This is a genomic window from Bradyrhizobium sp. WBOS08 (assembly GCF_024585125.1).
GTDB classification, from domain to species: Bacteria; Pseudomonadota; Alphaproteobacteria; order Rhizobiales; family Xanthobacteraceae; genus Bradyrhizobium; species Bradyrhizobium japonicum_B.
This window is the reverse complement of sequence record NZ_CP028988.1, coordinates 3,438,439-3,451,759: the sequence shown is the minus strand read 5'-3', so window position 1 is coordinate 3,451,759 and position 13,321 is coordinate 3,438,439. Positions and strand designations below refer to the sequence as shown.

The window sequence follows — 13,321 nt, the reverse complement described above, 5'->3', positions numbered from 1 at the left end:
GCTTGACAGGATCGCGGCCAAGCCATATTTCCGAGCCCACTATTAGCACTCGGAAAGCCCGATTGCTAAGCGCGCCGTTCGATCTTCGGGATAGGGGATGGACGGAAGCGCCGCCGCACCCACTTCCACTCCTTCCGAAGCGAGCCTCCAAAGGGAAACGTCATGGCTAAATCCAAATTTCGTCCGCTGCATGACCGTGTCGTGGTCAAACGTATCGACGCCGAGGAAAAGACCAAGGGCGGCATCATCATTCCGGACACCGCCAAGGAAAAGCCGTCCCAGGGCGAGGTCGTCGCCGTCGGCCCGGGCGGCCGCGACGAGACCGGCAAGCTGACCCCGATCGACCTCAAGGTCGGCGACCGCGTGCTGTTCGGCAAGTGGTCGGGCACCGAGGTCAAGATCGACAACGAAGAGCTCCTGATCATGAAGGAGTCGGACATCATGGGCGTGCTGGCCTAAGGCCATCCGACTGAACAGCCGCTGAATGTCGTGCCCGGATCCACGCGATCCGGGCATCCATCATTCCGCCGGGTTCGATCCCGGAAGCGACGCGACGAGCGAGCGGCAGACACATCACGAAAAACGAGGGATTGCAGAAATGGCTGCCAAAGAGGTCAAGTTTTCCGGAGACGCGCGCGATCGCATGCTGCGCGGCGTCGACATTCTCGCCAACGCCGTCAAGGTGACGCTCGGCCCGAAGGGCCGCAACGTCGTCATCGAGAAGTCGTTCGGCGCGCCCCGCATCACCAAGGACGGCGTCACCGTCGCCAAGGAGATCGAGCTCGAGGACAAGTTCGAGAACATGGGCGCCCAGATGGTGCGCGAGGTCGCTTCCAAGACCAACGACCTCGCCGGCGACGGCACCACCACCGCGACCGTGCTGGCCCAGGCCATCGTGCGCGAAGGCGCCAAGGCGGTTGCCGCCGGCATGAACCCGATGGACCTCAAGCGCGGCATCGACAGCGCCGTGGCGGCCGTCGTCAAGGACATCGAGAAGCGCGCCAAGCCGGTCGCCGCCTCCTCCGAGGTCGCCCAGGTCGGCACCATCTCGGCCAACGGCGATGCCGCCATCGGCAAGATGATCGCCCAGGCGATGCAGAAGGTCGGCAACGAGGGCGTCATCACCGTCGAGGAGAACAAGTCGCTCGATACCGAAGTCGACATCGTCGAAGGCATGAAGTTCGACCGCGGCTATCTCAGCCCCTACTTCGTCACCAACCCCGAGAAGATGACCGCCGAGCTCGAGGACGCCTACATCCTCCTGCACGAGAAGAAGCTCTCGGGCCTGCAGGCCATGCTGCCGGTGCTGGAAGCGGTGGTGCAGTCGGGCAAGCCGCTCGTCATCATCGCGGAGGACGTCGAGGGCGAGGCGCTGGCCACCCTGGTCGTCAACCGTCTGCGCGGCGGCCTCAAGGTTGCCGCCGTCAAGGCGCCGGGCTTCGGCGACCGCCGCAAGGCCATGCTCGAGGATATCGCGATCCTGACCGGCGGCCAGCTGATCTCCGAAGACCTCGGCATGAAGCTCGAGAACGTCACGGTCAAGATGCTGGGCCGCGCCAAGAAGGTGGTGATCGACAAGGAGAACACCACCATCGTGAACGGCGCCGGCAAGAAGCCCGACATCGAGGCCCGCGTCGGCCAGATCAAGGCCCAGATCGAGGAGACCACCTCGGACTACGACCGCGAGAAGCTCCAGGAGCGCCTCGCCAAGCTCGCGGGCGGCGTCGCGGTGATCCGCGTCGGCGGCGCGACCGAGATCGAGGTCAAGGAGAAGAAGGACCGTGTCGAGGACGCGCTCAACGCCACCCGCGCCGCGGTGCAGGAAGGCATCGTCCCCGGCGGCGGCGTCGCGCTGCTCCGCGCCAAGAAGGCCGTCGGCCGCCTCTCCAACGACAATGACGATGTCCAGGCCGGCATCAACATCGTGCTGAAGGCGCTCGAAGCCCCGATCCGCCAGATCGCCGAGAATGCCGGCGTGGAAGGCTCGATCGTGGTCGGCAAGATCCTGGAGAACAAGTCCGAGACCTTCGGCTTCGACGCCCAGAACGAGGACTATGTCGACATGGTCGAGAAGGGCATCATCGATCCCGCCAAGGTGGTGCGCACCGCGCTGCAGGACGCCTCCTCCGTGGCCGGCCTGCTGGTGACTACCGAGGCCATGGTCGCCGAGACGCCGAAGAAGGAAGCCCCGCCCGCGATGCCCGCCGGCGGCGGCATGGGCGGCTTCTAACTCCGTCCTTCCATTACAGTGTTGTGAAGGCCGCCTCCGGGCGGCCTTCTTTTTTGCCGATCCTGCCTTCAGCTTTCCGATTCAACCGACGGCCAAAACCCACTACGGTGGCGCGCCGATTCTTGATCAGGGATTTTCGCGATGCGCGCGCTTCCGGTTTGTCTGACGATTGTCCTGACGGCTCTGCTGGCGGCCCTGCTTGCGGCTGCGCCTGAGGTCGCTTCCGCCCAGGTGAAGCTGTCGCCCAAGGCCACGGCGCCCGGCGGCGTGGAGACGCGCTATTTCACCTCCCTCGACGGGTTGATGGACGGCAATGCCGACGTGATCCTGAAGGAGACGCGCCAGGGCAAGACGGTCACCGCGGCCGTGCTCGACGTCTGTTACCCGATCGCGAGGAATTCCGACCGCAAGGACCGCTTCGTCGTCAATCTCCAGGTCGCGGGCCAGACGCTGACCGGCACCACGCAGAGCGTCAATGAGAAGGCGCCCGTTAGCGTCAAGCTGCTGCGCAAGCAGAGCGGAGACACCTTCGAGTTTCGCGGCCAGATCAGCATCGGCCAGGCGGTGACCGAGGTCACATCGCCCGACAATTCCGATCTCAGCGAGAGGGAATTCCTGGAGAACCAGACCTCCGACGACGGCATCACGCCGCAGCCGAAGGATTTCACCGACGTTTCGCCGGAGGCGATCGCGGTCAAGGTCAAGCTCGAGGCCGCGACCGACTTCCTGAAGAGCCTGAAGGGCCAGGAGGTCGAGGTGACGCTGGCCAGCCTCAATGTCGGCTGCGACGCGCTGCGCGCGGGCGAGCAGACCCTCAACATGTCGGTCGATCCCGAGCGCGCCGCCGCGCTGCTGGCGAAGTTCAAGGCGATGCCCGGCGTCACGGCCGCAGGCTGGACCGCCGGCATGACCGAGATGGACCGCACCATCCGCTTTCCCGCGGCCGACTGGCGCGAGGGCGACAGGATCAACCGCAGCAAGCTGGCGGCGGCCGTCTCGAACGTCTTGAGCCGGACACTCGCGGCAAAGCCGGTCTCGCAGAGCTTCAACGCCGCCACGGGCAAGCTCATGCTGGTCTTCAAGCGGCCGAACCAGGATTTTCCGGCGCTCGAGCTGACCGACACGATCGAGGTCGCCGGGCTGGTCTCGCCGGACAGACCGGGCACCACCGACAAGCTCATGCTCTGGATCGGCAGCCCCGCGACGACGACGGCCGACGAGAGCGGCGGCGCCAAGCTCAAGCTCTCCGATGACGCCTCGATCGACGAGGAAGGCGACCTGCCCGACGACAACGGTTCGATCGAGGCGCTCGCCAAGGAGCTCAAAGGCCAGCGCTGGGACGCCGACCAATCGGTGTGGAAGTAAGCGGCGCTATCGTGCCCCGGACGCAGCGCGAAGCGCTGCAGCGTCCCGGAGGCTTCAGACCGAAAATCGCGACCCGGCTTATTCGGCGGGTACAATAAGCGAATAGCTGGTGCTGCGGCCTCCAGCTTCATCCTTTTGAAGAATGCCGCGCTTGATCAGATCATTGATGTCGCGCGTTGCGGTTGGCTGCGACGTCTTGGCAATCTTTTCCCACTTCGATGAAGTAAGTTTTCCCTCAAAACCTTCGAGCAAGCGATTCAACATAAGTCTTTGGCGGTCGTTGAGATCACTGGCGCCGTGCTTCTCCCAAAATGCCGCCTTCTGCAGAACGTTGCCGACGATTGCGTCGGCGCCATCGAAAGCGCGACCCAGACAGCCCAGGAACCAGTCGAGCCAATTAGTGATGTCGAGCGTCCCGCGCTGCGTTCGCTCCAGGATGTCGTAATAGGCCTTGCGGTCCTTCCGTATTTGCGCGGACATGCTGTAGAAGCGTTGCGGGCTGTGCTCGGACCGCGCAAGCGCCAGATCGGCGATGGCGCGCGCGATACGTCCGTTGCCATCTTCGAAAGGATGGATGGTCACGAACCACAAGTGCGCGAGCGCAGCTTTAATGACGGGATCTTTCTCCCGCTCCGCGTTGAACCAGTCTAGAAACGCCCTCATCTCGGCCGGAAGTCGCTTGGCGGCTGGTGCTTCGAAGTGCACCTTTTCGCGGCCGACAGCCCCCGACACCACCTGCATGGGGCCAGTTTCGTCGGTACGCCAACCGCCAGTGGTGATTTTGCGCATGCCGCTACGTCCTGTTGGAAAGAGCGCAGCATGCCAGCCGAACAATCGCTCGGCAGTCAGAGCCTGGTCGTATTTCTGGGTGGCATCGAGCATCAGTTCGACCACGCCATCGACGTGCCGTTCAGCGGGCGTCAGAGCGCCAATGTCCATGCCCAGCCGCTGGGCGATCGACGAGCGGACCTGATCGCGGTCAAGAATCTCGCCCTCGATCTCGCTCGATTTGACAATCTCCTCGGTCAGCGACTGAAGCGAGGCTTCCGCCTTCAGCTTAAAGCCCAGACTCTCCATTCTACCCAGAAGCCGGCCTTGTTGGTGACGGACCTGGGCCAGGATTTCAGAAAGCTTTTCGGCATTCCATTGGAATTCCGGCCACTCCGCTCTTTCGTGAATATAAACCATAACTCAGCCCCCTCAGCAGGGAGTATGGGGCTAATCTCTTCATCTTCAAGACATTCCGATCATTTGGTGATTGGAATAAGGGCGTTTTTCTCTTCACTGGCAAAGACTTGCGCGCAAAGATAGGACGTCATATAAATAATATGACATGAAGAAGCCCGGTTCCGCCCCCCCTCGCGAACTTACGCCAGCACAGGCTCGCGCCGCACGTGCGCTTTTGGCGTGGTCACAGCAGGACCTTGCCACCAACGCCAACATCGCCACCTCGACCGTGGCTGACTTTGAGCGGGGACGTCGGACACCGGTCCCGCAGAACGCAGAAGCCATGCGGGCGGCATTCGAGCGCGCCGGCATTTCCTTTCCGGCTGGCGGCGCCGTTAAGGGCCCCCCGCTGCCGCAGCTCGCCGATGTCACGAAGACTGGCGCGCCGATCCAATATGTGAACGGCACTGACCTCGCTCAATGGGCCGAACGCCGCGATGGCCAAGCTTCGATGCCGAGCCTGCTCGCCAAGCTCATCCGCGCGAGCGGCAATGCCTCGCTGCACTTCCCGTCCGACGAGGCCATCCAGATGGCAGGCTGGGACGGCATCACCCAGGCCACGGTCGCCTCCGAATATGTCCCGGCCGGATCGACCGGGTGGGAGATCGGGACGCAACGCAAGGACATTGCCGGGAAGGCAGACGGAGACTACGCGAAGCGAACCGGCGACCCACTGGCCCTTACACAAAGCGATACGACGTTTGTCTTCGTCACTCCCCGCCCCTGGCCAAAGAAGGACGAATGGGCTAAGCAAAAGCGCGCTGAAGGCGTCTGGAAAGATGTCAAAGCCTACGACGGCACCGACCTGCTCCACTGGATCGAGCTCTATCCATCCGTAGGCCAATGGTTAGCGACCGCTCTAGGAAAGCGTCCCCCAGGCGTGCGCCAGCTAGAAGAAGTGTGGTTAGAATGGTCGCTTGCTACGCAGTGGCCGCTTCCTCCCGATCTTGTCCTCAGCGATCGGGATGAAGACAGCGCAGCCTTGCTCCGCTGGTTGCGGGCCAAGCATTCGGCGATCGCCATCCAGAGCGAAAGTTCGGAGGAGGTTGCCGCCTTCGTTTACGCGACGATCCATCAGCTGCCCCCCGACATCGCTGAGCACTATTCCGCGCGCTGCGTCGTCGCCGCGAATTCTGATGCGGCCCGACAACTGGCCGGTAGCCGCTCGCGTCTGATCATCGTGATACTCGAACCCGAGACCGGCGTCGCGGAGACGGTCGCGGCCAATGGCCATCATGTCTTGGCGGCATTTGGTCAGACCCCGGGCGTGCAAGGCACCATACGGAAGCTGGAGAGGCCATCACGCGAAGGTATTGAGACAGCCCTGATGACGATCGGCGTTCCGGAGGACAGGGCAAAGGCTTTTGCGCGCGACTCCGCGCGAAGCCTGGCTATCCTGCGTCGGCTGATGCCGGCCGCGGCGATCCGGTTGCCACAATGGGCACAGGGCACGATCTCCCGCGCATTGCTTGCCGCGCTGCTGGCCGGGATGTGGGACGAGAGCCGAGCTTCCGACAAGGAAATCATGGCGCGGCTGTCAGAGATGTCCTACGACGCCTTCATCGCCAGCATCGCGCCATTTGCCGGCGAGTTTGACACCCCGCTGCGCAAGGTCGGATCAGCCTGGAAGATCGCTTCGCCGCGCGATGCCTGGTTTCTTTTGGCGTCCCATTTTACGGTCGCAGATATCGAACGGTACCGGTCCGCGGCGATCGACGTACTGAGCGCTGCCGACCCGCGCTACACCATGAACCCCGAAGATCGCTGGAATGCGTCTGTGCTGGGAATCGAGCCAGAATATTCGAGATACCTACGGCATGGCTTAGGCGATACCCTGATCTTGCTGGCGCTGTTTGGCGACCGCGCAACGATGGTGCCCAAGGCGGAACATTATCCCGACGCCGTTGTCCGTAAAGTGCTTCGGGGCGCTGATAGCCAGCGCTGGTGGTCACTGTCGCGAGATTTCCAGCTGCTTGCCGAAGCTTCACCCGACGAATTCCTCTCGGCGCTGGACGACAGCCTCGACAACGAAAATCCTCCAATCGCGGAGCTATTCAAGCCCGACGAGAACCCAATCTTCGGCAGCTCTGAGCATCTCTCAGACCTGTTGTGGGCGCTGGAGTCGCTTGCCTGGGCGCCGCAACACCTGCCCCACGTTTCGCTGGTGCTCGCGCGGCTTGATGAGTTGGACCGTGGCGGGCGCTATGCGAACCGGCCGGCCGCCAGCCTCCGCACCGCGTTCTTACTCTGGAGCCCGCAGACGAACGCCACGTACAGCCAACGCCTGAAGGTTCTGGACCGCATCAGGAAACGGTATCCGAACCCGGCCTGGAAGCTGATGCTGGGTATCCTGCCCACGGGCCATGACTCTTTCTCACCAACCCCACTCCCGCGCTGGCGCGACTTCTCAACCGACAAGAAGGAAGTCGTCACCTATCAGCTGATCGGCAAAGGCGCCGAAGCAGTCCTGGATCGCCTTCTTGAGGATGTTGGCTCGAATGCGGAGCGCTGGGTCACCTTACTTGATCGGTGGAGCGATCTTGGAGACAAGCGCGAAAAAGCATCCGAGCAGTTGGAGCTTGTCGTCCAAGGCAACCTCACCAGGGAAGATCGCGAGATGCTGCGCGACAAGCTCAGGAGCGTGCTGAACCACCAGCGCAGCTTCAAGGATGCTGATTGGGCGCTCCCAGCTAATGATACGGCCCAACTCCAAGCAATCTATGACGCGCTCGCTCCGCTGGACCCGATCGAACGCATCGCCTGGTTATTCGAGACTTCTGTTTCCTTACCCGATCCAACAGGGGATTGGGAGGAGGATCGGCGTCTGCTTCAGTCCGAAAGATCCAGCGCGGCACAAACGTTCCTAGAGAGCAATGGGGTCGACGCACTTTTCGACCTCGTCGGCACCGTCCGAGAACCCGGCTACCTTGGCCAGGCGATTGCCGAGTCCAACCTTCCTGAGAATATCCGCAAGGAGCTTCTCGTCCGCGCACTCCGCAGCGAACGGAAAACCGACCAAGACTTCGCGCGTGGCATAGTGTGGGCCTGGCATTTTGCTGCCGGCCGCGAATGGGTCGAAGCCCTGTTCGATGAAGCTTTGCGAAACACCTGGGGAGAAGACGCGCTTTTGACAATCCTGCTGGCGCTCCCGTCGGCTGGCTGGGTGTGGCAACTTGCCAAACGCGCTGGCGAGACAGTCGAAGAACGTTATTGGAAAAAGCTACCCCTTCAATGGAACAGGGAAGATGATTCAGATCCTGCTTACGCAGTAGAGAAATTCATTGAAGCCGGACGAGCGCGCACTAGCGTGCACCTGATTGGCCTCCATTTGCATGGCGGAAGGAACTTCAAATCCGACCTGCTCGCGAGGGCATTAACGGAGTCCGTTAGACAACCGTTCGACAGCCAACCGCACTCAAACGATCAAACGATGTTCCAGCACTACGCTCAGGAAATCTTCAAGCAGCTCGACAAAGCTGACGACATATCCCCGAAACAACTTGCGCAGCTCGAATGGCAGTACCTGCCGATGTTCGAGCATTCGGAACGGAAAGCGACCGCGATCATGACGGAGTTGGCTTCCAACCCCGATCTTTTCGTCCAGCTGATATGCGCAGTTTTCAAGCCGAGCGAAGACAGCGGCGTGGTTGATCCACCGGTTGAGAACGAGGAGCAGGCTCGCCTCATCGCTTCTCAGGCCTATAGGCTGCTGCGGCTTTGGAACGTGATCCCGGGTACGTCCCCCGACGGCTCAATCGACGGCTCCACACTTGAAACTTGGATCACAGAGGCACGCAGGCTTGCGCAAGAGAGAGGTCGAAGCGTTGTTGCGGACCAGAAAATTGGTGAGCTCCTTTCGGCTTCAACGGTTGATGCAGACGGCATTTGGCCCGCCGAACCCATCCGCGAAGTCATCGAGGCGATTAGCAGTCCTCATTTGGAAACAGGCGTAGAGATCGGAAAAATGAATCGCCGTGGCGTAACCATGCGACCATCAGGAGCCGGCGGCGATCTGGAACGCCAGGAAGTGAAGAAATACCGGGACTGGGCAAAGGCCGCAGCCTTCGATTGGCCGCGCACCTCGGGAATTCTTGAAAGTCTTGCAAAAAACTACGAGCGTCAGGCAAAGGCGCACGATGACGATGCGGAGCGCCAGAATTGGCGATGAACTTGGCTTGCCTTCGCAACTTCGGACGGTCGAGCATACGCTAATCAATTCCCCGTCGTCCTGAAGCGCAGCGACTTCGGGCCGATCAGCGTGAGCACGTCGCCCTGGCGCTTCCAGGTCTCGACACTGCTCAGCGCTGCGACGAGTTCGTCGTCGGCCTGGGCTCTTGCCGGCGGGCAGGAGCGGTCCTGGATCTGCCCGGGAACGAAGATCACGGTATTGCCGGCGACCGAGAACTGGCCCTTGCCGCCCTTGCACCAGAGCTCCAGCACGACCTCGCCGTGGTCGCCGATCTCGATGTTCGGAATCCGCTTGGAGCCCGCTTGCGGCAGCGCTTCCAGCGTCATCTCGGTGCCGAACGGAAAGCCGTCCTCGGCACGCGCGGGCGCGGACATCGCGAGCATTGCAACCGCCGCACACACCAACCGCTTGAACCCGACCATGAGACCTCTCGTCCGACCTGATTTGCGCACCTTCTATAAGACGGCGGCGCCATTGAGAAGGTTCGCTCAATCAAGCTGCAAAATCCCCGCGAGGGCGAACCTCGCGGGGATCTGCGTCGAAAGCCGGAGGTGGCCCGCTACTTCAGGACCATCTCCGTGAACGGCCAGACATAGGCCTGCAACGTCACGAGCACGCCGACGAGGCACGCCAGCACGATCGAGTGCCAGAACACGAAGCGCAGGATGGTGCCCTCATGCCCGTACCAATTGGTCGCGGTGGAGGCGACCACGATCGACTGGGCGTCGATCATCTTGCCCATCACGCCGCCGGACGAGTTCGCCGCGCTCATCAGGATCGGCGACAGGCCGAGCTGCTCGGAGGTGATCTTCTGCAGGTTTCCGAACAGGATATTGGACGACGTATCCGATCCCGTCAGCGCCACGCCGAGCCAGCCGAGCAGCGTGCCGAAGAAGGGATAGAGCACGCCGGTGGCCGCGAAGGCGAGACCGAGCGTCGCGTCGACGCCCGACAGGCGCGTCAGCGTGCCGATCGCGAGCATCGCCGAGATCGTCACCAGCGAGATCGCGCAGAGCCGGATGGTCCGGCCGTATTCGGTCAGGAGCCGGCCGGGACCGACCCCCATCAGGACGCCGGAGATGATCGCCGCGATCAGCATGCCCGTGCCGGTGAAGGAGAGATAGGTGAAGGCGAACACCGCGCTCTCTTTGGTCGGCCCCGGCGCGACCGGCGGCATCTTGTTGATCATCTGATGCAGCTCGGGGACGGGATAGTTCCAGACGAAAATCGAATTCGCCCAGCCCTTGAAGGCGCCGTTGCCCCAAATCAGCATCACGATGCAGACGATGGCCCACGGCAACAGCGCGCTGAACAGCTCACTCTGCGTCAGCGGCGTCCTGTCGATCGGCTTTGCGGCCGCCATGGTCGCCGCCGATTCGTCGCGGCCGCGCAGCGCCGGCGACAGCCAGAGCTCCCTCGGCCGCCAGACCTTCAGGAACAGGATCAGCGCCCCCATCGAGATCAGCGATGCGCCGATGTCGACGATCCAGGGATTGATGTAGTTCGAGATCACGAATTGCGGGATTGCGAACGACACGCCGGTGACGAGGATCGCCGGCCAGACATCCTTCATGCCCTTCCAGCCCGCGAACGCCCACACCACCCAGAACGGCACGAGCAGCGAGAAGAACGGCAATTGCCGTCCGACCATCGCGCCGAGGATGTAGGGATCGAGCCCGGTGACCGAGGCAAGGCCCTGGATCGGCGTGCCCAGCGCGCCATAGGCGACCGGCGCGGTGTTGGCGATCAGCGACAGGCCGGAGGCCGCGAGCGGCGAGAAGCCGAGCCCGATCAGCACGGCGCCGGTGATCGCGACCGGCGTGCCGAAGCCCGAGGCGCCCTCGAAGAACGCCCCGAACGAGAACGCGATCAGCAGCAATTGCAGCCGCCGGTCCTCGGTGACGCCGCCGACCGCGCGCTTGAGCAATTCGAACCGGCCGGTGCTCACCGTCACCTGGTAGAGGAAGATGACGTTGAGGACGATCCAGCCGATCGGGAAAAACCCGGTGACGATGCCCAGCACCGAGGCGCGGATCGACATGTTCGCCGGCATGGTGAAAACGAAGATCGTGATCAGGTTGGTCACGATCACGGCGATGATGGCCGCGATATGGGCCTGGACGCGGCCGCTCGCGATCAGCACCAGCAGCGTGACGACGGGCACTGCCGCCGCAATCGTCGACAGGACCGGGCTGTGCAATGGATCATAGATTTGATTCCACATGGTCTTCTCCCCACGCATGTTGCGGCAGGCGGCCCGCGTGGAGAGCCGATCCTGCTTGATGTTCGAAGCGATACACCCGCGCTGGGGGCGAATGCCTCGCGAATGCAGCGGTTCCCGTCCGCTCACAAGGTCGCGAAATCCCCGAGCGCCGCTGGCCCGCGCCGTCGAAGGCCATGCTAGGGTTGCGGGGTGCGACAAGACAACGCAAATTGCAGAACCTGCGACTTTAGTCTAGGCGCGCCGCTTTCCGCCATGGTTTCAAGTCCTTGGCTCCGGCCATTTGTCCACATTCCCCGAGGAGACCCCGCTCTGTGAACAACATCAGCGCCACGCTCGCGATCGTCTGGCGAATCGCCGCTCCCTATTTCCGGTCGGAGGACAAATGGGCCGGCCGCGGCCTGCTCGCCGTCATCGTCGCGATGGAGCTGGTGCTGGTCGCGATCAACGTGCTGCTCAATCAATGGCAGAACCGGTTCTACAGCGCGCTGCAGGCCTACGATCTGCCCGAGTTCGTCAAGGAGGTCTGGATCTTCCTGGGCCTTGCCTTCACCTTCGTCGCGCTGGCCGTCTACAAGCTCTACCTGAACCAATGGCTGCAGATCCGCTGGCGGCAATGGCTGACGCGACATTATCTCGGGGAATGGCTCGACGGCGCCACGCATTACCGCATGCAGCTCAAGGGCGACGCCGCCGACAACCCGGACCAGCGCATCACCGAGGACGTCAAGACCTTCGTCGAACAGACGCTGAGCATCGGCCTCGGCCTGTTGTCCTCCATCGTGACGCTGGCCTCGTTCATCGTCATCCTCTGGGGCCTGTCCTACAAGGCGCCCTTGTACATTTACGGCACCGACATCGTCGTCCCCGGTTTTCTGGTCTGGTGCGCGGTGGCCTACGCGATCGCGGGCACCGCGCTGACGCATTGGATCGGCGCCCCGCTCATCAACCTGAATTTCGAGCAGCAGCGCTTCGAGGCCGATTTTCGCTTCAACCTGATCCGCGTGCGCGAGAATTCAGAGCAGATCGCCCTGTTGAAGGGCGAGAACGCCGAGCGCGGGCGGCTGCTGCAACGCTTCGGCTTCGTCATCGGCAATTGGTACGAGATCATGAGCCGGACCAAGCGGCTGACCGCGTTCACGGCCAGCTATGGCCAGGCCGCGACGCTGTTTCCCTATGTAGTGGTGGCGCCTGCCTATTTCGCCAAGCGCATCCAGCTCGGCGACATGATGCAGACCGGCTCGGCGTTCGGGAGCGTGCAGGACGCGCTGTCGTTCTTCGTCACGGCCTATCGCTCGCTCGCCGAGTGGCGTGCCGTGATCGCCCGCCTCGACGGCTTCGAGATGTCGGTCAGCGCCGCCGCCCGCGGCGCGACGCTCGAACCGGCTATCGACGTCGTGCCTTCGAGGGCCGAGGCCATCACGCTCGAGCAATTGCTCGTCAAACTGCCGAACGGCGCGCCTCTGGTCGCGGCCAACGCCTTCACGATCCAGCCATCGGAGCGGGTGCTGGTGACCGGCGCGTCGGGCTCCGGCAAATCGACATTGTTCCGGGCCATGGCCGGCATCTGGCCGTTCGGCACCGGCACGATCGCGATCCCTGAGAAGGCGAAGCTGATGATGCTGCCGCAGCGACCGTATTTCCCGATCGGCCCGCTCGGCGACGCCGTTATCTATCCAGCCGGGCACGGCTCGATCCCGCCCGAGAAGATCCGCGACGCGCTGGTTGCGGTCGGCATGCCGCGCCTGGCGGACCGGCTCGACGAGGACGCGCACTGGAATCGGACATTGTCGCTGGGTGAACAGCAGCGCCTCGGCCTTGCCCGCGCGGTGCTGCACGTGCCCGATTATCTCTTCCTCGACGAGGCGACCGCCTCGCTGGACGAGCCGTCCGAGGACCGGCTCTACCGGCTGCTGACGGAGAAGCTGCCGCAGGCCACCATCGTCTCGATCGGCCACCGCTCGACGCTGGACGCCTTCCATACCCGCAAGGTGGCGCTGGTGCCGGATGGCAATATCCACGTGCTCGGGACGCGCGGCGAGGCGGCGCCGGAGCCGACCACGGCGCGCTGAGGGCCGGCCGGAAAGGG

Annotated in this window: 8 protein-coding genes; 5 read left to right on the top strand and 3 right to left on the bottom strand. The window is 63.0% G+C overall.

Annotation, left to right across the window (positions count from 1 at the left end):
• Positions 1-162 precede the first annotated feature (162 nt).
• The 3 genes from groES (at position 163) to DCM80_RS16400 (ending at position 3,595) form a co-directional block, all read left to right on the top strand.
• Positions 163-459, top strand: coding sequence for a co-chaperone GroES (groES, locus tag DCM80_RS16410; protein WP_028134320.1), 297 nt, complete (start codon positions 163-165; stop codon positions 457-459).
• Positions 460-598: 139 nt separating this feature from the next.
• A complete protein-coding gene (gene groL, locus DCM80_RS16405) occupies positions 599-2,230 on the top strand; it encodes a chaperonin GroEL (protein ID WP_028134319.1) in 1,632 nt (543 codons plus the stop codon).
• Positions 2,231-2,371: 141 nt separating this feature from the next.
• On the top strand, positions 2,372-3,595 hold the full coding sequence (locus tag DCM80_RS16400) for a hypothetical protein (RefSeq protein ID WP_257192649.1): 1,224 nt from the start codon (positions 2,372-2,374) through the stop codon (positions 3,593-3,595).
• A 78-nt stretch (positions 3,596-3,673) separates the two neighbouring features.
• Here DCM80_RS16400 and DCM80_RS16395 read toward each other — a convergent pair whose 3' ends face one another.
• Entirely contained in the window at positions 3,674-4,783 is a 1,110-nt protein-coding gene (locus DCM80_RS16395) for a Fic family protein (protein WP_257192648.1), read from the bottom strand.
• Positions 4,784-4,928: 145 nt separating this feature from the next.
• Here DCM80_RS16395 and DCM80_RS16390 point away from each other — a divergent pair, with 145 nt between their 5' ends.
• Positions 4,929-8,990 (top strand): helix-turn-helix transcriptional regulator, encoded by a 4,062-nt coding sequence (locus DCM80_RS16390; protein WP_257192647.1) that lies wholly within the window; start codon positions 4,929-4,931, stop codon positions 8,988-8,990.
• Positions 8,991-9,034: 44 nt separating this feature from the next.
• On the opposite strand, the gene DCM80_RS16385 is transcribed toward DCM80_RS16390, so the two are convergent.
• A complete protein-coding gene (locus DCM80_RS16385) occupies positions 9,035-9,433 on the bottom strand; it encodes an META domain-containing protein (RefSeq protein WP_257192646.1) in 399 nt (132 codons plus the stop codon).
• A gap of 137 nt (positions 9,434-9,570) precedes the next feature.
• A complete protein-coding gene (locus DCM80_RS16380; protein WP_257192645.1) occupies positions 9,571-11,235 on the bottom strand; it encodes an L-lactate permease in 1,665 nt (554 codons plus the stop codon).
• A 311-nt stretch (positions 11,236-11,546) separates the two neighbouring features.
• Between DCM80_RS16380 and DCM80_RS16375 the strand changes: the two genes are divergently transcribed.
• Positions 11,547-13,304: an ABC transporter ATP-binding protein/permease gene (locus tag DCM80_RS16375; protein ID WP_257192644.1), complete on the top strand. Its 1,758-nt coding sequence runs from the start codon at positions 11,547-11,549 to the stop codon at positions 13,302-13,304.
• The last annotated feature ends 17 nt before the right edge of the window (positions 13,305-13,321 follow it).